This is a genomic window from Bosea sp. F3-2 (assembly GCF_008253865.1).
In the GTDB taxonomy this organism is placed as follows: Bacteria; Pseudomonadota; Alphaproteobacteria; order Rhizobiales; family Beijerinckiaceae; genus Allobosea.
Window position 1 is genome coordinate 140,046 of record NZ_CP042333.1, and the last position, 25,103, is coordinate 165,148.

Here is a 25,103-nt window from a genome sequence, read left to right on the forward strand (position 1 = left end):
TGTGGCCCCGGCTGCCCACCGCAGCCCGAACCTGTCATTCGGTGCTTATCATCCTGTTCCCGCCCGTCCCGAGGCAAATGATAGGAACAACGGGCCGGGAGATAAGAACTGGGAGACGAGACGGGGCGGTCGAAGGCGGAAGCGGGTTCCCACTCTCTCAAGCACGCCCTCGTGCGAGCTGCTGACCTGCAGCTATTTCGCCGCCTGCACAACCATCTCGATCAAGATCGGCTTGCGCGCCATGGGCGCCTGCACGGTGGCCCGAGTCGGGGCATGGTCGGGGTCGGTCCACTTGTCCCAGACCGTGTTCATGGCGTCGAAGTCGCGATCGATATTGGCCAAGAAGACCTGCACGGCGAGTATTTTGCCCTTGTGCGTTCCCGCCTTAGCCAGGACGGCGTCGATCCTGTCGAGTACCTGCTGGGTCTGCCCCTCGATGCCGACATCGCGGTTCGGTGCGGTCAGCCCGGAGACGTAGACGACGTTGTTGAACTCGATGTATTCGCTGGCGCGCGGCTTGGAGCCGACGTGAACGATTTCCATTGCGTTTCTCCTGGTTATGTAGTGGTGAAGTACGTATCCAACTCCGCTTGTTACCCCGCTGGCGCCGGCATGGATGCGTTCGGACAGGTTGCCGCACCGCCAAAATCTGCTCAGAGATGCCCCTTCTTGTCCTCGGCGAGGCGCGACATCAGCTCCGCGTCGTCATAGCGGCCGAGGCTGAGGACGCCAGCATAGTCAGGGATCGCGTTGCCGGTGATCCAGGCGGCGCAGAGCGCGCCGGTCGCGCAGGCGGCCATAGTGCCGAAGCCCGAAAGCGCGCCGGCGATATAGGCGCCAGGCGTCGCCATCGGGCCGATCAGCGGCCAGTTCTCGTTCGTCATCGTGTAGTAGCCGCCGTAGTGATGCGTGCCGCGCGGTAGCCTGCCGAGATAGCCGGCGAGCTTCGGGTGCAGGCGGCTGGCGCCCCGCACAACCGTATCGGGAAATTGCGGATCGCGCGGCTCCTCGCCATGGGGGTCGCCGACATCGTGATTATAGGCCCAGCCGAGCTTGATCCACTTGCCACTCTCGGCGCCGTCCGGGCGACAATGGATCGCGCCCGGCATGCCCTCCAGGAGGCGGGCCGTCGCCGGGTCCTCGGCGAGGATCGCCTTCTCCTCGTCGGTCCAGGCAAGTTGCTGCGGATCGAGGTCGATGGTGAAGGGCATCCGCCGGTCGATCGCCCCGGCATTGTCCTCGAAGGAGATTTTCTGGTGATAGATGTTCGAAACCGGGAGCTTCTCGCCCAGCATGGCGCCGATCTCGCCGACGAACGGGCCGGCCGAATTGACGATGCGGTCGGCGGCGATCGTCATCGTGCGCTCGCCCTTAGCGACCGACAGTCGGAAGCCGGAGCCGGCGGCCTCGATCCCGACAACCTTGCCGGGCAGGAGGCGGGCGCCGGCCGCCGTCGCCGTCTCAAGCATGAACTGGCCGAGCTGCTGGCCGCTGATGGAACCGCCGCGGCGGATGTGCAGCACCGTCGCGACGTCGTCGGCATAGCCTGGGAAGGTCTTGCGGATCAGGTCGCGGTTGGTGATGACGTCGACGCCGGCCGGGGCCGTGCGCCAGTCGTCGACATCCGGCGAGCGATAGCCCGAGGTGTCGCCGTCGACGAAGCGGATGAGCCCGTCGGAAGACTGCCCGAAGCTGTGGGTCAGCTCCGCGATCAGATCCTCGGGATGGCTGCGCCGGGTGACGAGCGCATAGCCGCGGCGGGTCATTTTGATCCGGTCGCCGCTGGCCCGCGCCACCTCCTCCAGCAGATCGATGCTGTGGTTGGTGAAGCTGGCCATAACCCCGTTCGGCCACCAGTTGCGGTAGTTCTCGCCTGACTGCGCCGAGGTGTAGCTGAGGGGCTGGCGCTCGTCGACGATGGCGACATTGGTGACGCCGTGGTTGACCGCCAGATAATATGCCACCGCGATTCCGGCATTGCCCGCACCGACGATCACGGTGTCGAAATGCTGCTTGGGTTCGCTCAATGTCGTCTCCGGATGGTTTGCCGCCGCGTTCAGAGGATGCCGGTTTCCGGCCGAGGCTCGTTACGGACGATCCGCTCCCAGCCTAGCCGGGTCAGGTCGAGCGTTTGGAAGGCGCCGTCGAGGATCAGCTCGGAAATGCCGCGCCCGGCGCCCGGCGCGTGCATGAGGCCGTGGCCGGAATAGCCGCAGTTCAGCAGGAAATTCGAACAACCCTCCGACCAGGCCCCGATAATCGGGTTCCCGTCGAAGTCGTTCTGGTCGTAGAGACCGGGCAGCGTCGCTTTGCATTTTGTCCGCTCGAATTGGGGGAAGCGATGCGCGAGGGCCGGCCAGACGACGCGCTCGAAGTAGTCGTGATCGGCCTCGAAATTGAAACCGCGCGGCTCGTCCAGCGTCGGGACGCCGCCGGAATAGCCCTTGCCCTCCGGCCGGAAGGCGAGCCGATGGATGTCCTTGAGATACGGTAGCGGCTCGATCGGCTCGGCCGATTCGAAATAGTGCTCGAACCGGCGCAGCGGCGTCACCGGGATGCTCAGCCCCGCCATCTCGGCGATCTGCGCCGACCAGGCGCCGGCCGCGTTGACCACGAAATCGGTCTCGACGGTGCCGCCGGACTTCAGATCGACCGTACGGACCAGTCCGCCGCCGGTCCCAAAGCCGACGATCTCGTCCTCGACGATGCGCACGCCGAGCGACTTTACCTTCCTGCGCAGGCCCATCAGGACCGAATGGGGGTCCATCCAGCCATCGTCCGGCGAACGCACGCCTCCGCCGAGATCCTCGACATTCATCGACGGGTAGAGCGCCTTCAGCTCGGCGGCGTCATGGAGCTCGACATTGGCGCCAAGCGACTTCTGGCGCAGATAGTTGGCTTCGAGCCCCTTCATCTTCTCGGGCGGGACGATGAAGAGATAGCCGTTCTTGCGCAGGTTGATCTCAGGCCTCTCGCCGTCGACCTCCATGAGCCGCGCGAAGTCGTCGAAGAACGGAATGCTGAAATTCGAGAGGTGCACATTCTCCTCGAGGGTGAACTGGCGCCGGATGCCGCCCGACGCACGCGGCGTGGAGGCCAGCGAATAGGTCGAGTCGCGCTCCACAACGAGGACCGAGCACGGCTTCGGGTGCACGGCGAGGAAATAGGCTGTGGCGAGGCCAATCGCTCCGCCTCCGACGATGGTCACGTCCGCACGAAGCAGCTCCGTTTGTGGCATTGTCATTTGGCCCTCGCACGAACGACTGTCGCGCCGACAGTGGATTTAAACTTAGTCATATGGATACATTAAAATGTCAATTGTATAATATCTTGAAGCGATCAACCCCATGCGCCTGCGGATGGCTCAACCGCCGGCCAAGGTGATCAACATCTCGAGGGGGCCGACATCGAGCGCGACGCCCTCGGCGAGCGCTCGTCGGCGCGCAGCATAGCGCCGGTCCCCCGGCATGCGCTCGGCCCCGGCTTCCAGCAGCGCCGCCGTCAGAGCCTGCATCCGCCCGGCGAAATCGCTTCCACCGACGCCGGGATCGACAACGAGCAGGAACTGACCGCCAAGCGACGTCGTCGCGCCACCGGCCGGCGAACGGTCCTCAAAGCCGAAGGGTCCGCCAGTCAGCGCTGCCGCGAGCACCTCGACCATCACCGCCAGCGACGCCCCCTTGGGCCCGGCGAAGGGCAGCAGCGCCCCGCCTCCGAGGATGGCTTCGGGCGAGGTGGTCGGACGGCCCTGTGCGTCGCAGCCGATGCCCGGCGCGACCTCCCGCCCCTCCTTGGCGGCGAGGAGCACGTCGCCCTGCGAAAGCACGCTTGACGACTGGTCCCAGACCAGCGGCGGGCCGTCCGGCCGCGGCGCGGCGAAGGCCATGGCGTTCGTGCCCAAAACGGGCCGACCGCCGCCCCAGGCGGCCATGCGCTTCTTCGAATTGACGCAGGCGAAGGCCACGAGCCCTTCCGCCGCGAAATCCTCGATATCGGGCCAGAGCGCAGCGAAATGGTGCGAATTTCCGGAGAGCAGCGTCGCCACGCCGTTGCGCCGGGCCTTCTCGACCAACCGCGCGCGGGCCTGCGCCAGCACGACCTGCGCGAAGCCGTTGCGCGCGTCGAAGCGGAGCTGGCTCTCGGTCTCGCAGGTGCAGACGGGCTCGGCCCGTCCGTCCGCCCAGCCGATCTGTAGGGAATGGACGAAGCCGGGAAGGCGCAGGAGGCCGTGGCTGCGCGCGCCGTCGCGTTCGCAGGCGACGATCCCGCGTGCCACATGGCCGGCATGGGCCTCGGCCATCCCGGCGCGCACCAGCGCGCGGCGCACGAGCGCGTCGAGCTCTGGAAGCTCCATCATTCGCGGAAGGGCAGCCATGATCTCTCCGTGGACGCGCCGGGAAGGCCGGCAGCCGGATTGCGGTCAGAGCGCGTCGCGCCCGGCCTGGTGCTCCTCGTACTTCACGATCGCGGAAAGGCCGATCTTCCGGAAAGGCTCGGGCGGCATCCAGCTGGCGCGCCCGATGGCGGTGGTCATCTCGTGCTCGCGCCCGGGCGCGAGCACGAGCTCCGCCAGGCGCCGCCCGAGCGCCGTTCCCTTGGCGACGCCCGAGCCGTTATAGCCCGCCGACACATAAAGGTTGTCGTCCAGGCGGCCCCAGAACGGCTTGCCGTTGCGCGTCATGTCTGTGAAGCCGCCCCAGACATATTCAAAATCGACACCTACGAGCTGCGGATAGCGCCGGTGGAACTTCTCGAGCAGGAGCTCGCGGACGCGGTCGTTTCGCAGCTCGCGCTCATAGGTATAAAGGCTGCGGATCATGAAGCGGTTGTCGGCGAGCTTGCGCAGCGTGCTGCCGCCGGCGCGCTGGGCCGAGGTCATGCCCCAGCGCTCGTCGCTACCGAGCACGGCCGGGTCCGAAAGCTTCGGCGTAATGCCCACATAGGTGTAGAGCGTCGCCAGGCGGTCGTTGAGCAGTCCGAAGGACTTGGTCGAGGCATTGCTCGCCAGGACGACGCTCCTCGCCGCGATCCGCAGCCCGTCGCCAGAGAGGATCCAGTCCGCCCCAACCTTCTCCAGCCCGTCGATGCGGGTGTTCTCGTACAGGGTGACATTGCCCGGCAGGCTGCCAGCCAGGCCCCGTACCAGGGCGGCGGGCTGGATCAGATGGGTGTTGTCCGAGAAGATGGCACCTTTGTAGAAGCGCATGCCGGTGCGGGCGAAGACCTCGTTCTCGGAAAGAATCGGCAGGATGCGGCCCTGCGCCGCGGCCGCCGCGCTGACGCCGCGCAGCATTTCCAGGCCGCGATCCGTGGCTGCCGCCTTGAACGAGCCGATGCGGGTCAGGCCGCATTCGAAGCCGTGACGCTCCGACAATTCCTTCAGCCATGCGAGCCCCTCCTGGTCGATCTTCGCCGCGATGTCCTGCTTTTCCAGGGCCGCGGCGGCATCGGCGGCCTTGCCGTGGCCCACCGCTGGAAGTCCGGAACCGATGAAGCCCGAATTCCGGCCCGAGGCGCTTTCCTCCACAACCTTCGCGTCGATGAGCGCGACCTGGCTGTTGGGGGCGAGTTCGGCCAGGCGGCGGGCGGCGGCGAGCCCGGTGACGCCGGCGCCTATCACCGCATAGCGTACGGCGAGCCGCCCTTGGGCCGCGCCGTTGGGTTGCCGCGGCGGCAGCATCGCGTTCCAGCCGCTTCGGCCGAGATAGTCCGGATAGATGACGCGCTTCACGATGGTACCCTCATGACATGCCACGAACGGAGCGGCCGAAACATTTGCGATCTCAATGTGCTTTCGCTCTGGCGCTACGCCGATTGGAACGCTCGCCACGGCTAATCTGAATCCAGGCCGTTTCGGGCCTGGTAAAATCCACGGCTGCGCAGCCTTCTCGGCTAGGCCCTCGCGGAACTCGGCTTGCGCGCTCAGTCGAACGCCAGCGGCAACATGACGCCGGCGTCGCGTAGCAGGGCGGTGCGGCCACTATCGAGCTTCAGCGAGCCGTCGTTGTCGCTGTTGCGATCAAAGACCTGCCATCCTTCCCGATTCCTCCTTGACGATGGTGTAGGCCCCTCGAGGTAACGAAGGCCGCCGTGCGTAGGACGGACTGGAGCTTGCTCATAACGTTTCTTCGGTCTTGAGGTCGTTGGACGCGCTTCGATGGTTCAGGCGGCTTCCGCCTTGCGAAAGCGCTGCAGACGAAAGGTGCTAAGATCGACCAGCGGCTTCGTGCCGTCGACGAGATCGGCCGTTAGGCGCCCCGCTGCGGGACCGATGCCGAACCCATGCCCCGAATAGCCGCTGGAGATGTAGAAGCCCGGCAGTGACGCCACCTGGGAGATCACCGGCTGCGTGTCCGGCATGACATCGATCAGCCCGGCCCAGCGATGCGCGATGGTCATCCTGTCGAAGATCGGGAACTCGCGCCGAATGTTGCGGATGGCGCTTGCGATATCAGAGTTAGACGGAGTCGGGTCCAGCACGCGGACCTTCTCGAAGGGCGAAACCTCGTCGAGCGCCCAGCTCGTGCGCTGCAAAGTCTCGGCAAGCGACCGCCGCCAAACCCGCAGCTTGAGGCTATTCTCTCCTTTGATAAGCATCGGGAGATAATCGAAGAAATAGCGGAAGCTGTCGGGCACAATCTCCGAGCGGTTCCAGGCGCCGAAGCCTATCGTGTAGCCGCCGTCCAGGCGCTTGCGGATAGAGAAATCGGGTCCCTTGATTGAGACGCTCGGCCCCCCTTCGATCGGGCCTGTTCGGATCAGGCTCGACATCGTCTTGAGCTGCGGCAGCCGGATGCCGAGCGTGCGGCAGAACATGGTCGACCAGACGCCGCCGGCCAGGACAATCGAAGAGCAGCGAATGGTGCCCCGCTCCGTAACGGCGCCGGAGACTCGGCCGCCGGTCGTCTCGATGCCGCGCACCGCACAGTTCGTCAGGATGCTGGCACCTTTGCGAGCCGCGGCTTTGGCGTAGGCCGGCGCTGCCAGGGCTGGCTCGGCCCGCCCGTCGCCGGGCGAGTAGAGGCCGAGCTTCCATTGCGTCGCTGCGCCGGGCACGAGCGCGGCGAGCTCCTTGCCGGAAACCATGCGTATGTCGAGCTGATAGGGCTGCGCTTTCGCCAGCCATTCCTGCGCCTCGGCGGCCTCGTGCTCGTTGCGGTAGAGCGTCAGAATGCCGCTTTCGGTGAAACCGGTGTTTTCCTGAAGCTCGGCATCCAGCCCCTTCCAGATACGCATGCTTTCCAGAATCAGCGGAAGCTCGCCCGGCGCGCGCTTCTGCACGCGGCACCAGCCCTGATTGCGGCCGGACTGCTCGGCGCCGATCCGGCCCTTCTCGCACAACGCGACCGAATAGCCGCGGTCGGCGAGATAGTAGGCCGTGGCGGCACCGATGATGCCGCCGCCGATGACGACTGTGTCGACGGCTTCAGGGAGTTCGGGTTGGGAGTCTGCCACAGCCATGCACCATCCGGCGGAGAAAAGAGCGGCCAGCAGGTGAAGCCGCCACTTACGTTAAACGATCATAAGCTGATATTATCCAAAATGGCAACATTGCATCCTATATGGTCTTCCGAAGGATCAAGGCCTGTTGCATGCATCTCCGTCACGCGGGTGATGCAGTAACAATGCGATCGGAGTAGCGGGCCTTGGATGTTGGCGGCGCAGCCGCGGCTAGCCGGTCTCAGACCTTTGCCGCGATCGCGCGAACAGCCTCCAGAAAGGCTTCATGCGCCTTGGTCGATTGCCAGTGGCGGCGATAAGCAAGCCAGACATGTCGCTCGGAATCCGGTATGGATTTCGAAAGCGCGACCAGGTCGCAAGTTCCTCGCTCCGCATGCCGGACAGAGCGGATTTCCAGAGCCAGCCCGTCAGTCTCTCGCAGCAGAGCCTGAACCATGGCGGGCAAGCTTGTCCGGACCCAGGGAACGGGCGGCGCGAGATCTTCGCGCTCGAACAGATCGCGCCAATGCCGCGCCGCAGAACTGGCGGGATCCATGCCAAGAATCCACGGAAAGCGGGCGAGATGCGCAGCCGAGACAGCGCCGAGTCCAGCGAGCGGATGTCCGGCACGACATATGATGCGCAAATTGCTTTCGAACAACTGCTCGACGACAAGGTCAGGCGAGTCAAGCGGCCGGAATGTTGTGAATACCAGGTCGAGGGCGCCACTGCGCAGCTCATGGAGTAGCGTCTCGTGATCCTCCAGCCGGACCTCGAACCGCACCGACGGCATCTCCCGAGAGCATCGCAGTATCGCCCGCGGCAGCACCTCCTGGGACACGATGCGCGCCGCGCCGACATTGATCGGCGCAGCCAGAACGCCGTCGACCTCGTGGACGGCCGCCTCCCCGAGCCTGATCTCGCCCAGAGCCAGATTAAACAGCCGAGCGACCAGCTTGCCCTGCGGCGTGGTGGTGGCGCGCGCGCCTTCGCGGTGAACGAGCTCGATGCCAAGCGCTGCCTCCAGCTCCGCGAGGGATCGGTGGATCGAGGACTTGTTCAATCCGCTGTGCCCAGCCGCGTTGGAGAATCCCTCGTATCGGTCGATGCTCACCAGGGACAGCAGTTGCGAGACCGTCAGCCGGTTCAAGGTCGTGGAAAGACTTGCCAGCGGCATACGTGCGCCCCGCGCGACTGCGACCGCCTCGTCGATTAATCCGAAGGCCGCCCTAATCCTCGCATAGAGGGCATCCGCATGGCGCGTCGCGGCCAGCCCGTCGGGACGGCGCTCGAACAAGGTTCGTTGGTAGTACTTTTCGAGTGATGCCAGCCTCAGCGTCGCGGCAGGCTGGCTGATGCTCAACTGGCGTCCTGCGGCCCTAATGCTCGCACCCTCGTGCAGCAGTTTGAACAATCGCAGCTGCCGCAGATTCGGCGGTCGAGTGGTCTGCAAATCCATGGGATCGCGATGTGTGTAGCCGATATGATGAGCCCGCCTCACTCTATACATTCGAAGCGAGCGCGCGAGAACGTCGCCCAGGGCCGGGGCTCAAGGGTAAATAAATCAGCGCGGATTCGATCAGCCATCAACGCCGAAGACACTGATATCTTCCGCACGACGAATGACTCGGGCCAAACCGCCGCAATGGCTCGCCACCGACACTGGCCTGTGCGTCGACAGCAATGGGCTTCGCGTCACAGAAATCGCCGCGCTAGTCCGTGACCACGGCCATCCTCCGGGATCCGTTTCGAGGTCGAGACTTCACGATTAAATCGCGTCGCCGCAACCTACGATCGCCGCCTCCTCGACAAGTCAGCTATCGACGAACCGGTGCGCAGTTGCAACGACAGGAAACCGCAATTCAACCGCTTCGAGGACAGCCAGGATTTGCCCGGTGGACACCACGTCGCTGGCGCCCAGCAGCTCCTCGCCTGAGCCTGGGCTTCCATGGCGAAGTCACCCAATCGCCGTGGAGACGACAATGCCGGAACCGTCGGTATCCGCAATTGGCCGCGACGCACGCCCAGCGGCAATAGGTAAGAGCGCACGTGGTTGGACGACTAGATGCAGACGGGTCTCGTCCGTCTGGATCTCCAGTTCGTTTAGGCTATTCTGCTCGAGGCAAAGCGCCACATCTGTTGAATTCGGCGGCGGAGAAGGCAGGTGCCGCGCTCATGGCCGGTACCCCGAAGCCAATCGCGCATCATGCTTGATCCGCCCGAGATATCCGCTGATCTCGGCCTCTGCCGCCAGCCCTGCGTCACGATCGACCTCGAGGAAACGCACCCTCCCTCCGAGCCGGATTTGCGCAAGTCTCCAGAGGTCGGCCTCGATCACGACGGCAATCTTAGGATATCCGCCGGCCGTGTTGCCGTCCCGCATCTGCACGATGGGTTGGCCGCCCGGGGGCACCTGCACGACTCCGGGAAGAATCCCGTGCGATAGAAGTTCCCTGCGGTGACCGGCGACCAGTTCGGGCCCCTCGAACCGGAAACCGATGCGATTACTGTCTGGTCGAAGCTTCCAGGGCGCCGACCAGAAAGCCGCTCGGGCGTCTGCGGTGAACGACTCGTGTTGCGCGGCCGGGATGGCTCTGACGACGGTCGCTTCATCCTCCGGGCCGATGGGTCCGAGAGATTGCATCGGCGCTTTCACGCCGAAGCCGCGATACGGTAGGTTCAGGGGTTCCGCGAGCCCGCAGGGCAGTCGGTCGCCCGCCTTCAGGGAACGCCCCTCATGACCGCCAAAGCCGCTCTTAAGGTCTGTGCTCCGCGAGCCAAGGATCTCGGGAACGGCGATCCCGCCGCGCAGGGCCAGATAGGTCCGCAGCCCGACCTTCGGAGAGCGGATCGTCAGCTCGCTGCCCGCTTTCGCGGCATGAGCCCACCAGGGCGGGATCGCCAGGCCGTCGAGATCTGCCACGGCTTCCGCGCCCGTCAGAGCGAAAGCGGTATCGGTTTCGAGCCGGACGCGCATGCCCGAAGCGGTAATCTCGATGGCCGCGTCGCCAGGCCCGTTTCCAAGCATAAGGTTGCCGATCTGAAGCGCGAGCACGTCCATTGCCCCGGCCGTCCCGACGCCGAGCCGCCGGTGCCCGAAGCGCCCAAGGTCCTGGACGGTCGCTAACGCCCCGCAAGACAGGATCTCAATCATTTGAGCGTCCTGATTTCGAAACGAACCCTGTCTCCGGGCTTTAGTAGAACGGGCGACTCGGCTTGCGGCGAGAACAGCGGTACATCTGTCCGGCCGAGAACATGCCAGCCGGAAGGGGCGGCAATTGGCATGATGCCGGACTGGACCCCGCCGATGATGACGCTACCGGCCTCGATGCGTGTCCGCGGAGCCTCACGGCGAGGCGTGGCGAGGGCGGGGTCGAGGCCTGAGAGATAGCCGAAGCCCGGCATCGAGCCGACCGTTGAGACGGTGTATTCCGGTGCGGCATGGCGCCGGAACAGTTCCTCGGCCGAAAAGCCTGTCGCTTCGACCAGCATCGACAAATCGAGTGCGTCCGGCCCGCCATAATCGACGCGAATTGTCACCAGCTTCCCGGCGGCGCGGGCGCTGCCGGCCGAAAGCCAGGCCTCTCGCAACGCTTTGACTATCGAAGGCGGAGCGTCCGGCGTCAGCATGACCAAAATGTTGTTGACACCGATGACGACCTCGCGAACCACCGGCCATGCGCCCACCGTCTCCGCGAGAGCCCACATGCGGTGCTGATCGGCGTCATTTAGCGGTCGACGCGACTCGCAGAGATAGGCGCTTTCGCCCATCGCGCTGAAGGTCGGCTCGTCAGGGTCCGTCTCGGTCATTGCAGCCTCCCCGGCCACTGCTCCAGATGGTGAATACTCGTGCCGCCGCGGCGCAAGTCGGGTCGTCGAGCAGCGCACGATGCAGCGGTATGTTGGTGCGAATGAAATCGACCCGCGCTTCGGCGAGGGCGCCCCGCAGCCCCGCGAAGGTCCCCTCCCCGGTCGCGCCCAGCGCGATCAACTCCGCGATCATCGAGTCGTCGGCGGAAGGCACCGTGTAGCCAGTGATGACATGGCGGTCGACGCGACCCCCGCGGCGCGCCGGGCGCATGCCAAAGCGTGATCTTGCCGGGTGAAGGCCTGAAGGTCTCGGGATCGGACGCGCGACCCCGAACCGCGTCGCGTCTTGAGACAGATCGAGTTCCATGACCGCCGAGGAGCTGACCAAATCGATCAGCGCCTTGATCTTCTCAATATCCACAATGCTTCCCACGTCTCGCAGTCACTCAGGTGCTGGCGAAGGGGCGCACATCGATTCCGAGCGCGATCATTTTCGCCTTGACCGCCTTGGCGATAGCGACAGCGCCCGGTGTGTCGCCGTGGATACAGATGGTGTCGATCTTCCCTTTGATGCGCTTGCCAGACTGAGTGATGACGGCGCCCTCCTGTACCATCTGGGCCATCCGCTCGGCCGCCACGTCAGGATCGTGGATGACGGCGCCTGGCAATTTGCGCGAAACGAGCCGGCCGTCGTCCATATAGGCTCGATCGGCGAAAATCTCGCGGGCGAGCCGCAGGCCGGCTGCCTCGCCCACCTCCTCGAAACGGGTCGCTACGAGCACCGTGACGATCAGCTCGGCATCCACCGCCTTGATGGCGGCCGCTACCGCCTCGCATGCTGCGACGTCGTGCATTAGCAGATGCCCCATCGCGCCATGCACCTTGACATGGGTGAGGCGATGACCGGCCAGTTTGGCCACCGCGGCTGCGGCGCCGATTTGATAGGCCGTCAATTCCTGAAGCTCCTGGCACGAGAAGGACATCTCGCGCCGGCCGAAGCCCCAGAGGTCCGGATAGCCCGGATGGCAACCGGCCGCCACGCCGTTCACCTTGGCGGCGCGAAATGCGCGCGCCATCACCGAGAAGTCGCCGCCGTGGAAGCCGCAGGCGACGTTCGCCGACGTTGCTACCTTGAGCATCTCGGCATCGTTGCCGATGTCGTAGGCGCCGTAGCCCTCGCCCATGTCGCAGTTGAGATCGATGCTCAAGGTCATTGCCGTGTTCTCGCGAAGTGAGTGGAAATGAGCTCGCCGCTTGGCCATTCTTCGGACAGAGCCGCCAGGCGGCGTGCCGCGCTGTGTCAGTCGAGGTGCCGGCCGGCCGTCTCCCTCGCGGCGATAATTGCCGCGAGCGTGACGGCCAAGGCGGCCCAGACATATGCCGTCAGGGCGAACGTCCCGGAATACTGCTGGAGCAAGGTCGCGAAGATGAGCGGCGCGAACGCTCCGCCGAGAACTCCCGCGAAGGTGTAGGCCAGCGACGAGCCCGTGTAGCGTACGCGCGTGGTGAACTGCTCAGTGATGAAGGCGCCCTGAGGCCCGTACATGGCCGCCTGAAAGACCATGCCGATCGAGACCGCCAGGACGATCAGCAGAGGCTCCTTCGTATCGAGCAGATAGAAGAAGGCGACGGCCCAGACGATCGAGGCAAGCGCGCCGAATCCATAGACCGGGCGGCGGCCCCATTTGTCAGACAGGCGCGCAAAGACCGGCACAAACAGCACGTGCACGGCAGCACCGATGAGCACCGCGGTCAACGCTACGGCACGCCCGACTCCGAGGCGCTGCGTCACATAGGTCAGCGTGAAGACCGCGAGCAACCCGTAGACAACGTCGGAGCCGATCCGACAGGCCCCGGCAATGACGAGATTCCTGGAGTGAGAGTTCAATACTTCCCTGATCGGAGCCTTCGGCGTGGCGTTTTCTGCTTCCATTTCGTTGAAGAGCGGGGATTCATCGACAGACCGTCGAATCCAGAAGCCGAACGCGATCAGCGCGATGCTCACCAGGAACGGAATTCGCCAGCCCCAGGACAGAAACTGTTCCTCGGTTTGAATCCAAGTGATTATCGCGATCACCCCAGCCGCCAGCAGAGTGCCTGCGGAGGGGCCGACCTGCGTCCAGGCGGCATTCATACCGCGATCTTCCGGCTTACCGTGCTCAAGCGAGAGCAAGACGGCTCCGGCCCATTCTCCGCCGAGCGCCACGCCTTGCAGAAAGCGCAGCGCTACGAGCAGCAGCGGCGCGGCGATACCGATGGCCGCATAGGTGGGCAGCAACCCCATCGCCAGCGTCGTCAGACCCATGAGGCCGAGCGTGAGGATCAGGATGTAGCGGCGGCCGATCTTGTCACCTAGGCGACCGAAGACGACGCCTCCGACGGGCCGCGAAACATAGCCGACGGCATAGGTTGAGAAAGCGAGAATCGTCCCCACGATCGGATCAAACGTCGGAAAGAATAGCTTGTTAAAGACGAGCGCCGCCATCGAGTTGTAAATTGTGAATTCATACCATTCGAGTGACGTGCCGATCATGCTCGCCATCGCGAGCTTGCGCATCTTGGTGCGATCAGCTTGGACCGTCGCGACAGGCGAAACCCTCGGCGACACGGCTGAGATAGTTTGCATTGAACCCCTCTTTGTCGTTCTTAATAGAACTTGTCGACGCTGGGATGCCGGGCGGGCCGCATCTCTGCCTCGAGCATGAATAGGGAGCGTGGCGACGGGTGCTCGAAAAGGACCGTGTCGGCAAATCAGCATTGCTGGAAATGTGACGATTGTTCGTATTCCAGCTGGAAAGCCTGCTGGGCCCGGCTAAAGATACCGGCTCTCTGCGGCCTGGAGACGGCTAGTATGGAACTCTGGCAGTTGCGCTATTTCGTCGCCGTATCAGAAGGCCAGAGTATTGCTCAGGCTTCAACGCGCCTGCACGTCGCCAGCCCAGCAATCAGCCGAGTTGTCAAGGGATTGGAGGATGAACTCGGAGTACGGCTTTTCAATCGCGACGGTCGTGGTATGCAGCTCACGGACTCAGGGCGCCTCCTCCTTGACCATGCCACCAACCTTCTCCGCGATGCCGAACTAGCGCGTCGCGAGGTTGCCTCTAGCGGCGCGCAGCTAAGCGGCGACGTTACGATAGGCGCAACTCCCTCATTAATCTCAGTCTGCGGCCTCTCGCTAGTGCGCCGATGCCGCGAGATTTTCCCGAAAATCCAACCTTGTTTAGTTGAAGGATATAGCGGCTACTTATTGAACTGGGCTCGAGCTGGAACAGTTGATTTTGCGTTCGTCAACGGATCGTCTGATGCTGGGCCAAGGTTGATGACTGAGCACATCGCAACCGAGAGGCTGTTTGCGATTGGTACGCGTGAGATTATGGCCAAGTACGCAAGCGGAATACCTTTAAAATCATTGCTGGACCAACCTATACTACTCCCATCACCTCAAAATTCAATCCACCGGCTGCTTGTCGACTACGCAAATCGCTCGTCTTTGACCATCACTCCCCTCATGGATGTGGATTCTGTTACTCTCATGAAGGATTTGGTCATGGATGGAATGTCGATCGGGGTACTGCCTTATGGGGCGGTGCAAAGAGAAGTCGAGCATGGCCTGATGGCGGCGGTTCCAATTGTCGATCCCGAAGTTCATAGCACCACTCATCTCGTCTACCAAAAGGACCGTCCGCCCGAGCGTCTTGGGCGTGCAGTTATCGATTTGATGCGAGGTATATTAAGCGAATTTCGGAGCACACATGATTGTGGAGCGATCGTGGAGGTCCCATGAGGCCAACTGCCCGCTAAACTGGAAGGAAATGCTGGTTTGTTCAAACGGCAAGGGTCGAGCGCGATGCACCAGGGTATGACTTAATGAATGTGCTCGCCCACGCATCCCCGGTGGTGATGCAAACGGAAGGATGACCGAATGCCGTTCTCGGCTCCGTATGTCTTGATCGCTTCCATGGACGTGGCTCTCGAACACGAGCGTTTATTCAATGAAATCTACGATGAGCACGCCGCTCATCTGGCCTCGGTTCCCGGCGTTCGGAAGGTCACCCGGATGAAGGGTCAGCCTTTTCGGATCCGCATTGGGGGTGAGCTGGTCCCTATGCCTGAGCCCGACCCGATTTACACCGCCATTTACGAAATCGATGATCCAAAGGTTTTGGAGAGTGAGGCCTGGGCCGAAGCTTGCGAAGCAGGCCGCTGGGCGAGCGAAATTCGACAACATACGCGCAACAGGAAACACCACATCTACAAAATATCCCCGTCCGAGCGCGAATTTTCAATATTACACACGATAACGTACTAACTGTATTTTATTAATATAACCAACAGATGCAGATACTCGATTTGTCAAAACATTGATTTATAATTATTTCAAATATACAGCCTCAGATTTTCCAGCACACCGCTTCAATACATCCTAAATTTGTCCAACGGCGACACCTAAATGTCGCCGAACCTTATTTTCTTTCGGGAAAAATAATTCGAGCGCTTATTGTAAATTACCCACCCAATCCGGCGGGCAGCAAGCCCGCAGCAAAAATTTGAAAAGCATAATGGGTGCACATTACTGATATAAAATCGAACGAATACCGCGCTCGTTGGCTGAGTATTACGGTCGCCATTGGTCGCCACGACCGCGTGATGACGCAACATAACAAATAATGTAAAGCAAAGGGGATTCCATGAACCAGCTTCCCAAGACCCTTCTTGCGATGGGCCTCGCCGCTGCGGCCTTTTCCGCATTTATTTCGCCTGCCTCCGCACAAGCGACGTTGGAGGCCGTCAAAAAGCGGGGTCGGATTCTCTGCGGGGTATCTCCAAGTTCTGCAGGCTTCTCCTATGCCGATGACAAGGGCGTTCGCCAGGGCTTCGACGCCGATGTCTGCCGTGCCGTCTCCTCCGCCATCTTCGGCGTGCCCGACAAGGTCGACTTCGTTCCGCTCAACACCAATGTGCGCTTCCAGGGCCTTCAGTCCGGCGAGGTCGATCTGCTCTCGCGCCAGACCACGGCCACCTTCTCGCGCGACGCTTCGCTCGGCCTCGATTTTGCGCCGGTCGTTTTCTACGACGGCCAGGGCCTGATGGCCACAGCCAAGCTCGGCGTGAAGAGCGCGGCGGAGTTGTCGCAAGCGGCAATTTGCGTGCAGCCGGGGACCACGACCCAGCAGAACCTCGAGGACTACTTCAAGCCGCGCAACATCAAGTACGAGGCGGTGGTCTTCGAGAATCCCGACGAGTGGCGTAACGCCTTCTTCTCCGGCCGCTGCGACGTGATTACCTCCGACCGCTCAGATCTGGCCTCGGTTCGCGCCATCGCCAATGACCCCAAGCAATACGTGATCCTGCCCGAGACGATCTCCAAGGAGCCGCTTGCCCCCGTCGTCCGCCAGAACGACAGCAACTGGCGCGATATCGTCTCCTGGACGGTCAACGCCCTGATCGCGGCCGAGGAATATGGCATCACCAAGGGCAATATCGACGAGCAGCTCAAGAGCAAGGATCCCGAGATCCAGCGCCTGCTCGGCGTCAGCGGCGATCTCGGCAAGATGCTGAACCTCGACAACAAATGGGCCTATAACGCCATCAAGCAGCTCGGCAATTACGGCGAAATCTTCGAGCGCAACCTCGGCGAGAAGACCCCGCTCGGCCTCTCGCGCGGCCCCAACCAGCTCTGGAACAAGGGCGGCCTGCTCTATTCCCCGCCGTTCCGGTGATCCCGGCCTGACGTGCGTTCCCTCGATTGACCTGAGACCATCGGCCGCCGCCGCGCGGCCGATGCGTCCCCAGCCCGGAACAGCCCGATGGCCACCTCCGATTCCAGCCCGGTGCGGCTGCTCTATGACGTGCGCGTCCGCGCCGTACTCTACCAGGTCGTCGCGGTCGCGCTCGTCGTCGGCATCGGCTTCTATCTCTTCAGCACCGTCTCGCGGAAGCTGGCGGACCAGAACATCGCAACGGGCTTCGCCTATCTCTCCCGGCCCGCCGGCTTCGTCATCAGCCAGTCCTTCATCTCCTACGATTCCGGCGACACCTATGGCCGCGCCATCCTGGTCGGCCTGCTCAACACGGTCTGGGTCTCGGTCTTCGCGGTCGCCCTGTCGACCGTGCTGGGCCTCGCCGTCGGCATCGCCCGGCTGTCGCGCAATCCGATCCTCTCAACGCTGGCCCTTCTCTATGTCGAGGCGCTGCGTAACGTGCCGCTGCTGCTCTATCTCTTCCTCTGGTATGCGCTCATCGTCGCGGTCTTCCCGCCGGTGCGCGAAGCCTGGCAGATCCTGCCCGATGTCTTTCTCAGCAATGGCGGCCTGATCGTGCCCTCGCTGCGCTGGTCATCGGCACATTCTGGCGTGCTCGCGGCCGCCGTCCTCGGCATCGTGCTGGCTTGCATCGTCGCGTCGGCCTTCCGCCGCAAGCGCGTCGCCACCGGCCAGAGCCGCATGGCCTGGCCCTATGTCCTGGCCGCGCTCGTCGTCCCGGTCCTCCTGGCCATGCTGGTCTTCCAGCCGGACATGGTGGTGAACTGGCCGGAAAAGGGCCGCTTCCGCATCACCGGTGGCGTGCAGGTCACGCCTGAATTTACCGCGCTCTTGGTCGGGCTCGGCCTCTCGGCTTCCGCGGGCATCGCCGAAATCGTCCGCGCCGGCATCCTCTCGGTCGGGCGCGGGCAGTGGGAGGCCGCGCGCTCGGTCGGCCTGCATGACCGCCAGACCATGCGGCTCGTGGTCCTCCCGCAGGCGCTGCGCGTGATCATTCCGCCGCTGACCAGCTCCTATCTCTCGACCTTCAAGAACTCGTCGCTGGCCATCGCCATCGGCTATCCCGACCTCGTGATGGTCTCGAACACCACAATGAACCAGACCGGGCAGGCGATCGAGGGCATTGCCATCTTCATGATGGTCTATCTGGGCATGTCGATCACGATCTCCATGCTGATGAACTGGTACAACGCCCGCGTCGCACTGGTGGAGCGTTGAGATGACCGACACCGCTCAGCTCAACACCCTCGCATCCGTCCCCGACGAGCGTCCGACGCGGCCAGCGCAAAGCTGGTTCGCCCTGCTCAAGCCCTATATCGGCTCGCCCTTCAACGCCGTCGTCACCTTCGCCTGCCTCTGGCTGATCTATCGTCTGATCACCGGCGCCTGGGGCTGGCTCGTCACCCGCGCCATCGTCGAGGGCGGCCCGCAGACCTGCAAGGCTGCGGCCGGAGCCGGCGCCTGCTGGCCGTTCCTGGCGGCGAAGCTGCGCTTCATGATCTTCGGCTTCTACCCCTATGACGAGCACTGGCGGCCGGCACTGGCGGTGCTGCTCTTCCTGGGTGCGATGATCTATTCGATGATCCCGCGCTTCTGGTCGCGCCGCCTGCTCTGGCTCTGGCTCGCCGTCGTCATCACCTGCGGCGTGCTGATGTATGGCGGGGTCTTCGGCCTCACCGTGGTCAACACCACGAACTGGGGCGGCCTGCCGCTCTCCTTCATGCTCTCCTCGGTCGGCCTCGCCTTCGGCTTCGTCCTCGGCGTGCTCTTGGCGCTGGCGCGCTCCTCGAAGCTGCCGGCGATCCAGGTCATCGCCGTCGTCTTCATCGAGATGGTGCGCGGCGTGCCGCTGGTCTCGATCCTGTTCATGGCCTCGGTGATGCTGCCGCTGTTCATGCCGGATGGCGTGACCATCGACAAATTGCTGCGAGCCCAGGTCGCGATCATCATCTTCGCCGGCGCCTATATCGCCGAAACCGTGCGCGGCGGCCTGCAGGCCGTGCCGAAGGGCCAGCACGAGGCGGCGGCCTCGCTTGGCCTCGGCTACTGGCTGTCGATGCGCAAGATCGTGCTGCCGCAGGCGCTGAAGATCGTGATCCCGCCGCTGGTCAACATCTTCATCGGCTTCTTCCAGGACACGACGCTGGTCACCATCATCGGCCTGCTCGACTTCCTCGACACAGTCCGCTCGGCGATGCGCGATCCGGTCTGGCAGGGCATCGCCGTGCTGGAGGGCTATATCTTCGCGGCGCTGGTCTATGCCGTGTTCAGCTACGGCATGGGCTCCTATAGCCGCTTCATCGAAAGACGCCTGAAAACCGTGCATCACCATTAGGACTGATGAAGAATTTTCGGGCCCCACAATTTCCGTCCTGCACACTGAGGATACTTTGGCCTATTCGGCGGGAAAAGTCGAAAGCAATATTCATCTCTCCGGCGCGCCAGCAATACAGTTAACCGCCCTAAAATCAGGAAATCTATTCATAGTTTGCGCAATCCGCTGAGCTATACTACTCAAACTCGGATAAATTCGCTATATCCTAGCGAAAATTGATTAACTCGTTTATCCGGGCGCCATGTTATTTATCTCACTCCGGGAGGCCCCATGGTACACACAAAATCCCCCGCAGTTTGTTGCGCGCAATCGCTGGTGCTGATCGGCGCCGGCAAAATGGGTGGCGCAATGCTGGAGGGCTGGCTGCGCATCGGTATCGATCCGAGGGGTATCAGCCTGATCGATCCCAAGCCGTCGGAAGAGATGTTCGCGCTCGCCCAAGAGAAGGGCATGCGGGTCAACCCTTCCGCCAAGGACATCCCCGCCGCCGAGGTCGTCGTGCTCGCGACCAAGCCGCAGATGCTCGATACCGCGGCGCCGGCCGTGCAGGCCTTCATCCATCCCAAGACGCTGCTGATCTCGATCCTTGCCGGCAAGACGCTGGGCGATCTTTCGGCGCGCCTGCCTAACGCCAACGCGATCATCCGAGCCATGCCGAACCTGCCGGCCGCAGTGCAGCGCGGCGCCACTGCGGCCGCACCCGGCAAGGGTGTCAGCGCGGCGCAGCGTGCCACCGCTGATGCCTTGCTCGGCAGCATCGGCAAGGTCGAATGGCTCGACGACGAGGGGCTGATCGATGCGGTGACCGCGATATCGGGGTCGGGACCGGCCTATGTCTTCCACCTCGTCGAATGCCTGGCCGCTGCCGGCAAGGACGCCGGCCTGCCGGCCGATGTCGCGGAGCGGTTGGCGCGGGCAACGGTGGAGGGGGCCGGCGAATTGCTGTTCCAGTCGCCGCTGCCGCCCGGCACGCTGCGCCAGAACGTGACCTCGCCCGGCGGGACCACCGCTGCTGCGCTCGAGGTGCTGATGGCCGAGGACGGCATGAAACCGCTGATGCGCAAGGCCGTGGCCGCTGCCAAATTACGCGCTGGAGAGCTTTCGGGCTGAACCCACGTGAATGCTGACGGATTATTATACATAGAATTTATAACAATACTTCAGAAACGGCTCTGTACGCCTATTATGTGGTTCGATATACGATCGATTAGTTTTCTCTCCTGCACCGTCGCGGCAAAATCGTCCTTCGCACCCCACCGAACGCTGCGCAGGTTCTCCGGTCCCTTTTTCGGCTCATCGTCAGGCGTCATCTCGGTCACCCATCTTCCTGGAATGCTTCCTGGCGGCTTTTTCGGATTGCGGGCGCGAGGACGGTGGCGAGGAGGATTGCGGCGCCGACCAGCATAGCGGCGCTGATTGGGCGGGTGACGAAGATGAGTGGGTCGCCCCTGGAGATCAGCAGGGCGCGGCGCAGATGCTCTTCCATCATAGGGCCGAGGATGAAGCCCAGCAGCATCGGCGCCGGCTCACAGTCGAACTTGCGGAAAACGTAGCCGAGCACGCCGAACAGCCCCATCAGATATACGTCGAATGTGGTGTTGTTCAGGCTGAAGACGCCAATCGCGCAGAACACCAGGATCGCCGGGAATAGGTTATGATAGGGCACGCGGATCATCCGCACCCAGATTCCGATCAGCGGCAAGTTCAGCACGAGCAGCATCAGGTTGCCGAGCCACATTGAGGCGATGATGCCCCAGAACAGCCTCGGCTGCTCGGTCATCACCGACGGGCCGGGCTGGATGCCCTGGATGATCATGGCGCCGATCATCAATGCCATCACCGGGTTCGAGGGAATGCCCAGCGTCAGCATCGGGATGAAGGAGGTCTGGGCCCCGGCGTTGTTGGCGCTTTCGGGGCCGGCCACGCCCTCGATCGCGCCCTTGCCGAACGCTTGAGGCGTCCGCGAGACCTTCTTCTCCAGCGAGTAGGCAGCGAAAGATGCGAGCATGGCGCCGCCGCCGGGCAGGATGCCGAGCACCGAACCCAAGCCGGTCCCGCGCAGGATCGGCGCCCAGATCCGTCCCCAGTCCTCGCGCGTCGGCATCAGCTCGGTGACCTTCTCCAGCATCACCGATCGGCCAGTCTCGTCCTCGAGATTTGAGACAATCTCGCCAAGCGCGAAAGCACCCATGGCGACGATCACGAAGCCGATGCCGTCCTGGAGTTCGGGGAGGCCGAAGGTGTAGCGCGCGGTGCCGGAGTTGATATCGGCACCGATCAGTCCGAGCAGCAGGCCGAGCACGATCATGCCGACGGCGTGCAGAAGCGAGCCATTGGCCAGCACGATCGAGGCGACGAGGCCGAGCACCATCAGGGAGAAGTACTCGGCCGGACCGAATTTGAGGGCGAGTTCGGCCAGCGGCGGCGCGAACAGCGCGACCAGGATCGTCGAGACGGTGCCGGCGAAGAAGGAGCCGATGGCCGCAGTGGCGAGCGCGCGTCCTGCCTTGCCCTGGCGGGCCATCTGGTAGCCGTCGAGCGCGGTGACGACGGATGAGCTCTCACCGGGCAGGTTGACCAGGATGGCGGTGGTCGAGCCGCCGTACTGGGCGCCGTAATAGATGCCCGCCAGCATGATCAGGGCCGATTCCGGCGGCAGGCCGAAGGTGATTGGCAGCAGCATGGCGATGGTGGCAGTCGGCCCCAGCCCTGGCAGCACCCCGATCGCGGTGCCGAGGAAGACGCCGATGAAGCAATAGAGCAGGTTCGCGAAGGTGCCGGCCGTGGTCAAGCCGAGCCAGAGATTGCCAAGGATGTCCATGTGCCGCCGCCTAACCGAAGAACGAGCCGAGGATCGGCATCGGTACGCCCAGCCCCTTGATGAAGACGAGGACGCAGGCGAGCGTCATAGCAAGCGCGATGGCGAGGTTGCGCCAGTCGAGGCGGAAGTGCCGGCTGGCGGTGCCACTGACCAGGATCAGCGCCATCAGCGCGACGATCGTCCCCGCCCGCGGCAGCAGCCAGCCGAACAGGGAGGTCGCCCCGACGATCAGGACGAGCGCCTTCCAGGCGACGGCGCCGATCGGCGAGCCGGCGACGAGGAAGGAGCGCACCAAGCTGGCGATCCCGATCAGCACCATCAGGCTACCGAGCACCAGCGGGAAATAGCCGGGACCCATCCGCCCGGCCGAGCCGACCGAATAGTCCCGCCCGAACCACAACGCTGCAAGGCCCAGCCCAACATACAGAAGGCCCGCCCCAAAATCCTTCGGGCTACGAAGCATCATTCCCCTCCTGTCAGGGCGCCCATCGGCGCAATGGTTGACCAGCCAACGGCAAGGTCCGCGACACACTGCGAAGTTCGTGCCGCCCGACGACTAGCAGCCGGTCCGCTATTCGGCCGTGATGCCCGCGCTCTCAGCTACCGCCTTCCACTTGGCGACCTCGCCGGCGACGAACTTATTGAAGTCCGCCGAACTAATCCCGCCCGACACGAGACCGACAGCCTCGAGCCTTTTCTCGATCGGCCCCTTTACCGCCTTGGCCGTCTCTTGCTGCAAGCGAGCGACGATTTCGGCCGGCAGCTTTGCCGGAGCCGAGATGCCCGTCCATGACACCGCTACGACGTCGGGAAAACCGCTTTCTGCGATCGTCGGCGTGTCCGGATACATCGCGTTCCGTTCGGCACTGGTCACCGCGAGAATGCGCAGCTTGCCGGTCTTGACATGGGGCAGAATCGCATCGGCATTGGTGATCAGGATCGGCACCTGCCCGCCCATGACATCGGTCATCGCCGGTGCACCTCCGCGATAGGGGATGTGGTCGATCTTGACGCCGGCCTTCATCTTAAACAGCTCCATCGCCATATGGCCGGAAGAGCCGACGCCTGAGCTGGCGTAGTTGTACTTGCCCGGCTCCTTCTTCGCCAGATCGATCAGCTCCTTCAATGTCTTGGCGGGGAAGGCCGAATTGACGGCGATGGCGTTCGCACCCGATGCGATCAGGGTGATATGCGTGAAGTCGGTTATGGGATCGGCCAGCAGGTTTTTATAGATGCCGGCGTTGATGGCATGCGATCCGACACCCGAAAGGATCAGCGTATAGCCATCCGGTGCCGCGCGCGCGGCCGCGGCAGAACCGATGTTGCCGTTCGCGCCAGCGCGGTTTTCCACCACGACCGTATGTCCAAGGGATTTACCGAGCTCCTGGGCGACAAGTCGTCCCATGGTGTCACTGGTTCCTCCCGGGGGGAAAGGAACGATGAAGGTAATTGGCTTGGTAGGATAGCTCTGGGCCGCGACAGGCATAGACGAGGCCAGCCCGCCGATGCCTAGCGCCGCGGTCGCAAGCATGAAGCACTTCGATAAGTTTATTTTCATGGCGTATCCCCTGGGATTGTGGCGTTTCCTTTGATTTTTCGCGTGCCGTATCCCGGCATTCGGCGCAGCCTCATGCGAACGAGCCTGGGCTCGGTGAAGGCTCACCTCCGCTTGCCGACCTCGGCCTGTTCCTGGGTCCAACTGCGGGCCTGCTCGCTAAGGCTGAAGCCGAGGCCGGGCCGGTTAGGCACGATCATGCGGCCGTTCCTGATCTCGAGCGTCTCGTTGAACATCGCTTCCGACCATTCGAAATGCTCGACCCATGGCTCGCGGCCATAGGCGGCTGTGAGATGGAGGTGGATCTCCATGCAGTAATGCGGTGCGAGCTGCAGCTTGCGGTGGTCAGCGAGGGCGAGAATCTTCAGAAACGGTGTGACGCCGCCGACGCGCGGAGCATCGGGCTGGATGAAGTCGACCGAGTTGTGCCGGATCAGCTCGTAATGTTCGTCGACGCTGGTCAGCATCTCGCCCGTGGCGATGGGAGTTGCGAGTTCGGCCGCGAGCGCGGCATGTCCTTCGTAGTCGTAGGCGTCGAGCGGCTCCTCGATCCAAGTCAGGTTGAACTGTTCGGCGATGCGGCCGAACCGCAGAGCCGTCGTGCGGTCCCATTGCTGGTTCGCGTCGATGGCCAGCGGCACGTCGCCGATATGCTCGCGAACAGCTTCGATGCGCTTCAGGTCGACGTTCGGATCGGGCTGGCCGACCTTGAGCTTAATCGCGCCGATGCCGTTTTCGAGGGCCATCGACACCCGGTCCTTGACCTCCTCGATCGGCATCGAAAGGTAACCGCCGGAGGTGTTGTAGCAGCGCACCGAGTCCCGGTGTGCGCCAAGCAGCTTCGCAAGCGGCAGCCGGGCGCGCTTGGCCTTCAGGTCCCAGAGCGCGATGTCGAAGGCGGCGATCGCCTGTGTCGACAATCCGCTGCGACCCACCGAGGCGCCGGCCCAGACAAGCTTATCCCAGAGCCGGGCGATGTCGTTCGGATCCTCGCCTATCAGCTCATGCGCGATCTCCTTGGCATGAGCGAACTGGCCGGAGCCGCCGGCGCGCTTGGAGTAGCTGTAACCAATGCCGCTATGGCCCTGCTCGGTTTCGATCTCGGCAAAGAGGAAGGCGATCTCGGTCAAAGGCCTTTGGCGCCCCGTCAGCACCTTCGCGTCGCTTATGGGGGCCGCCAGCGGGAGGAAGACCAGTGACAGCTTGACCCAGGCGATTCGGTCGGTCGTCGCCTCGCCCGCTTCGAGGCCGGCGGTGAGCGGATTGGCCGCGATGGTCCATGACATCGTTTCGTTCACTGAATGACTCTCCTGATGGGGCTGAAAACCGAATGTTTCGATTGATGCGACTGCGGGTCGCCTCGGCGCGGCCAGCGGCGAT

The 25,103-nt window shown here is 63.3% G+C and carries 22 protein-coding genes; 6 read left to right on the forward strand and 16 right to left on the reverse strand.

All coding sequences use genetic code 11. From position 1 onward, the window contains the following. Positions 1 to 192 precede the first annotated feature (192 nt). The 12 genes from FQV39_RS32660 to FQV39_RS32715 form a co-directional block, all read right to left on the reverse strand. Positions 193 to 543, reverse strand: coding sequence for a RidA family protein (locus tag FQV39_RS32660; protein WP_149134610.1), 351 nt, complete (start codon positions 541 to 543; stop codon positions 193 to 195). A 110-nt stretch (positions 544 to 653) separates the two neighbouring features. Further along, on the reverse strand, positions 654 to 2,027 hold the full coding sequence (locus tag FQV39_RS32665) for an NAD(P)/FAD-dependent oxidoreductase (protein ID WP_149134611.1): 1,374 nt from the start codon (positions 2,025 to 2,027) through the stop codon (positions 654 to 656). A 29-nt stretch (positions 2,028 to 2,056) separates the two neighbouring features. After that, entirely contained in the window at positions 2,057 to 3,244 is a 1,188-nt protein-coding gene (locus tag FQV39_RS32670) for an NAD(P)/FAD-dependent oxidoreductase (protein WP_149134612.1), read from the reverse strand. Between the two features lie 120 nt (positions 3,245 to 3,364). After that, positions 3,365 to 4,375: an Ldh family oxidoreductase gene (locus FQV39_RS32675; RefSeq protein ID WP_149134613.1), complete on the reverse strand. Its 1,011-nt coding sequence runs from the start codon at positions 4,373 to 4,375 to the stop codon at positions 3,365 to 3,367. Positions 4,376 to 4,420: 45 nt separating this feature from the next. Continuing rightward, positions 4,421 to 5,731, reverse strand: a complete 1,311-nt coding sequence (locus FQV39_RS32680) for an NAD(P)/FAD-dependent oxidoreductase (RefSeq protein WP_149134614.1) — start codon at positions 5,729 to 5,731, stop codon at positions 4,421 to 4,423. Between the two features lie 431 nt (positions 5,732 to 6,162). Continuing rightward, positions 6,163 to 7,461, reverse strand: coding sequence for an NAD(P)/FAD-dependent oxidoreductase (locus tag FQV39_RS32685; protein ID WP_149134615.1), 1,299 nt, complete (start codon positions 7,459 to 7,461; stop codon positions 6,163 to 6,165). A 220-nt stretch (positions 7,462 to 7,681) separates the two neighbouring features. Further along, positions 7,682 to 8,899, reverse strand: coding sequence for a LysR family transcriptional regulator (locus FQV39_RS32690; RefSeq protein WP_187640402.1), 1,218 nt, complete (start codon positions 8,897 to 8,899; stop codon positions 7,682 to 7,684). A 714-nt stretch (positions 8,900 to 9,613) separates the two neighbouring features. Beyond that, positions 9,614 to 10,594 carry a 5-oxoprolinase subunit C family protein gene (locus tag FQV39_RS32695; RefSeq protein ID WP_149134617.1) on the reverse strand — a complete coding sequence of 327 codons (981 nt, stop codon included), beginning with the start codon at positions 10,592 to 10,594 and terminating at the stop codon, positions 9,614 to 9,616. After that, a complete protein-coding gene (pxpB, locus tag FQV39_RS32700) occupies positions 10,591 to 11,250 on the reverse strand; it encodes a 5-oxoprolinase subunit PxpB (protein WP_149134618.1) in 660 nt (219 codons plus the stop codon). The genes FQV39_RS32695 and pxpB overlap by 4 nt, the downstream gene beginning before the upstream one ends. Continuing rightward, entirely contained in the window at positions 11,231 to 11,671 is a 441-nt protein-coding gene (locus tag FQV39_RS32705; RefSeq protein ID WP_149134619.1) for a hypothetical protein, read from the reverse strand. The genes pxpB and FQV39_RS32705 overlap by 20 nt, the downstream gene beginning before the upstream one ends. A 25-nt stretch (positions 11,672 to 11,696) precedes the next feature. Next, positions 11,697 to 12,464, reverse strand: coding sequence for a LamB/YcsF family protein (locus tag FQV39_RS32710; protein ID WP_149134620.1), 768 nt, complete (start codon positions 12,462 to 12,464; stop codon positions 11,697 to 11,699). 86 nt (positions 12,465 to 12,550) lie between these two features. Next, entirely contained in the window at positions 12,551 to 13,876 is a 1,326-nt protein-coding gene (locus tag FQV39_RS32715; RefSeq protein ID WP_149134621.1) for an MFS transporter, read from the reverse strand. A gap of 225 nt (positions 13,877 to 14,101) precedes the next feature. Here FQV39_RS32715 and FQV39_RS32720 point away from each other — a divergent pair, with 225 nt between their 5' ends. The 6 genes from FQV39_RS32720 to proC all read left to right on the forward strand — a co-directional run bounded on the left by FQV39_RS32720 (position 14,102) and on the right by proC (position 20,457). Beyond that, positions 14,102 to 15,034: a LysR family transcriptional regulator gene (locus FQV39_RS32720; RefSeq protein ID WP_187640403.1), complete on the forward strand. Its 933-nt coding sequence runs from the start codon at positions 14,102 to 14,104 to the stop codon at positions 15,032 to 15,034. Positions 15,035 to 15,172: 138 nt separating this feature from the next. Beyond that, on the forward strand, positions 15,173 to 15,559 hold the full coding sequence (locus FQV39_RS32725) for a hypothetical protein (protein WP_149134623.1): 387 nt from the start codon (positions 15,173 to 15,175) through the stop codon (positions 15,557 to 15,559). Between the two features lie 379 nt (positions 15,560 to 15,938). Next, positions 15,939 to 16,970 (forward strand): amino acid ABC transporter substrate-binding protein, encoded by a 1,032-nt coding sequence (locus FQV39_RS32730; RefSeq protein WP_149134624.1) that lies wholly within the window; start codon positions 15,939 to 15,941, stop codon positions 16,968 to 16,970. An 87-nt stretch (positions 16,971 to 17,057) separates the two neighbouring features. Beyond that, positions 17,058 to 18,230, forward strand: a complete 1,173-nt coding sequence (locus tag FQV39_RS32735) for an amino acid ABC transporter permease (RefSeq protein ID WP_149134625.1) — start codon at positions 17,058 to 17,060, stop codon at positions 18,228 to 18,230. Between the two features lies 1 nt (position 18,231). Continuing rightward, positions 18,232 to 19,347 (forward strand): amino acid ABC transporter permease, encoded by a 1,116-nt coding sequence (locus FQV39_RS32740; protein WP_149134626.1) that lies wholly within the window; start codon positions 18,232 to 18,234, stop codon positions 19,345 to 19,347. Positions 19,348 to 19,617: 270 nt separating this feature from the next. Beyond that, entirely contained in the window at positions 19,618 to 20,457 is an 840-nt protein-coding gene (gene proC, locus FQV39_RS32745) for a pyrroline-5-carboxylate reductase (protein ID WP_149134627.1), read from the forward strand. Between the two features lie 205 nt (positions 20,458 to 20,662). Here proC and FQV39_RS32750 read toward each other — a convergent pair whose 3' ends face one another. The 4 genes from FQV39_RS32750 to FQV39_RS32765 all read right to left on the reverse strand — a co-directional run bounded on the left by FQV39_RS32750 (position 20,663) and on the right by FQV39_RS32765 (position 25,009). Further along, entirely contained in the window at positions 20,663 to 22,168 is a 1,506-nt protein-coding gene (locus tag FQV39_RS32750) for a tripartite tricarboxylate transporter permease (protein WP_149134628.1), read from the reverse strand. A 10-nt stretch (positions 22,169 to 22,178) separates the two neighbouring features. Next, complete coding sequence (locus tag FQV39_RS32755) at positions 22,179 to 22,634, reverse strand: tripartite tricarboxylate transporter TctB family protein (protein ID WP_149134629.1); 456 nt, start codon at positions 22,632 to 22,634, stop codon at positions 22,179 to 22,181. Positions 22,635 to 22,739: 105 nt separating this feature from the next. Further along, positions 22,740 to 23,699 (reverse strand): Bug family tripartite tricarboxylate transporter substrate binding protein, encoded by a 960-nt coding sequence (locus FQV39_RS32760; protein WP_248313570.1) that lies wholly within the window; start codon positions 23,697 to 23,699, stop codon positions 22,740 to 22,742. A 128-nt stretch (positions 23,700 to 23,827) separates the two neighbouring features. Continuing rightward, positions 23,828 to 25,009: an L-talarate/galactarate dehydratase gene (locus tag FQV39_RS32765; protein WP_149134683.1), complete on the reverse strand. Its 1,182-nt coding sequence runs from the start codon at positions 25,007 to 25,009 to the stop codon at positions 23,828 to 23,830. Positions 25,010 to 25,103 lie beyond the last annotated feature (94 nt).

Excerpts from the sequence above, each read along its gene's own strand:
- FQV39_RS32660 (WP_149134610.1), bottom strand. The coding sequence starts at position 543 with ATGGAAATCGTTCACGTCGGCTCCAAGCCGCGCGCCAGCGAATACATC.
- FQV39_RS32670 (WP_149134612.1), bottom strand. The coding sequence starts at position 3,244 with ATGACAATGCCACAAACGGAGCTGCTTCGTGCGGACGTGACCATCGTC.
- FQV39_RS32675 (WP_149134613.1), bottom strand. The coding sequence starts at position 4,375 with ATGGCTGCCCTTCCGCGAATGATGGAGCTTCCAGAGCTCGACGCGCTC.
- FQV39_RS32685 (WP_149134615.1), bottom strand. The coding sequence starts at position 7,461 with ATGGCTGTGGCAGACTCCCAACCCGAACTCCCTGAAGCCGTCGACACA.
- FQV39_RS32690 (WP_187640402.1), bottom strand. The coding sequence starts at position 8,899 with ATGGATTTGCAGACCACTCGACCGCCGAATCTGCGGCAGCTGCGATTG.
- FQV39_RS32695 (WP_149134617.1), bottom strand. The coding sequence starts at position 10,594 with ATGATTGAGATCCTGTCTTGCGGGGCGTTAGCGACCGTCCAGGACCTT.
- pxpB (WP_149134618.1), bottom strand. The coding sequence starts at position 11,250 with ATGACCGAGACGGACCCTGACGAGCCGACCTTCAGCGCGATGGGCGAA.
- FQV39_RS32710 (WP_149134620.1), bottom strand. The coding sequence starts at position 12,464 with ATGACCTTGAGCATCGATCTCAACTGCGACATGGGCGAGGGCTACGGC.
- FQV39_RS32715 (WP_149134621.1), bottom strand. The coding sequence starts at position 13,876 with ATGCAAACTATCTCAGCCGTGTCGCCGAGGGTTTCGCCTGTCGCGACG.
- FQV39_RS32720 (WP_187640403.1), top strand. The coding sequence starts at position 14,102 with ATGGAACTCTGGCAGTTGCGCTATTTCGTCGCCGTATCAGAAGGCCAG.
- FQV39_RS32725 (WP_149134623.1), top strand. The coding sequence starts at position 15,173 with ATGCCGTTCTCGGCTCCGTATGTCTTGATCGCTTCCATGGACGTGGCT.
- FQV39_RS32730 (WP_149134624.1), top strand. The coding sequence starts at position 15,939 with ATGAACCAGCTTCCCAAGACCCTTCTTGCGATGGGCCTCGCCGCTGCG.
- FQV39_RS32735 (WP_149134625.1), top strand. The coding sequence starts at position 17,058 with ATGGCCACCTCCGATTCCAGCCCGGTGCGGCTGCTCTATGACGTGCGC.
- FQV39_RS32740 (WP_149134626.1), top strand. The coding sequence starts at position 18,232 with ATGACCGACACCGCTCAGCTCAACACCCTCGCATCCGTCCCCGACGAG.
- proC (WP_149134627.1), top strand. The coding sequence starts at position 19,618 with ATGGTACACACAAAATCCCCCGCAGTTTGTTGCGCGCAATCGCTGGTG.
- FQV39_RS32750 (WP_149134628.1), bottom strand. The coding sequence starts at position 22,168 with ATGGACATCCTTGGCAATCTCTGGCTCGGCTTGACCACGGCCGGCACC.
- FQV39_RS32755 (WP_149134629.1), bottom strand. The coding sequence starts at position 22,634 with ATGATGCTTCGTAGCCCGAAGGATTTTGGGGCGGGCCTTCTGTATGTT.
- FQV39_RS32760 (WP_248313570.1), bottom strand. The coding sequence starts at position 23,699 with ATGCTTGCGACCGCGGCGCTAGGCATCGGCGGGCTGGCCTCGTCTATG.
- FQV39_RS32765 (WP_149134683.1), bottom strand. The coding sequence starts at position 25,009 with ATGTCATGGACCATCGCGGCCAATCCGCTCACCGCCGGCCTCGAAGCG.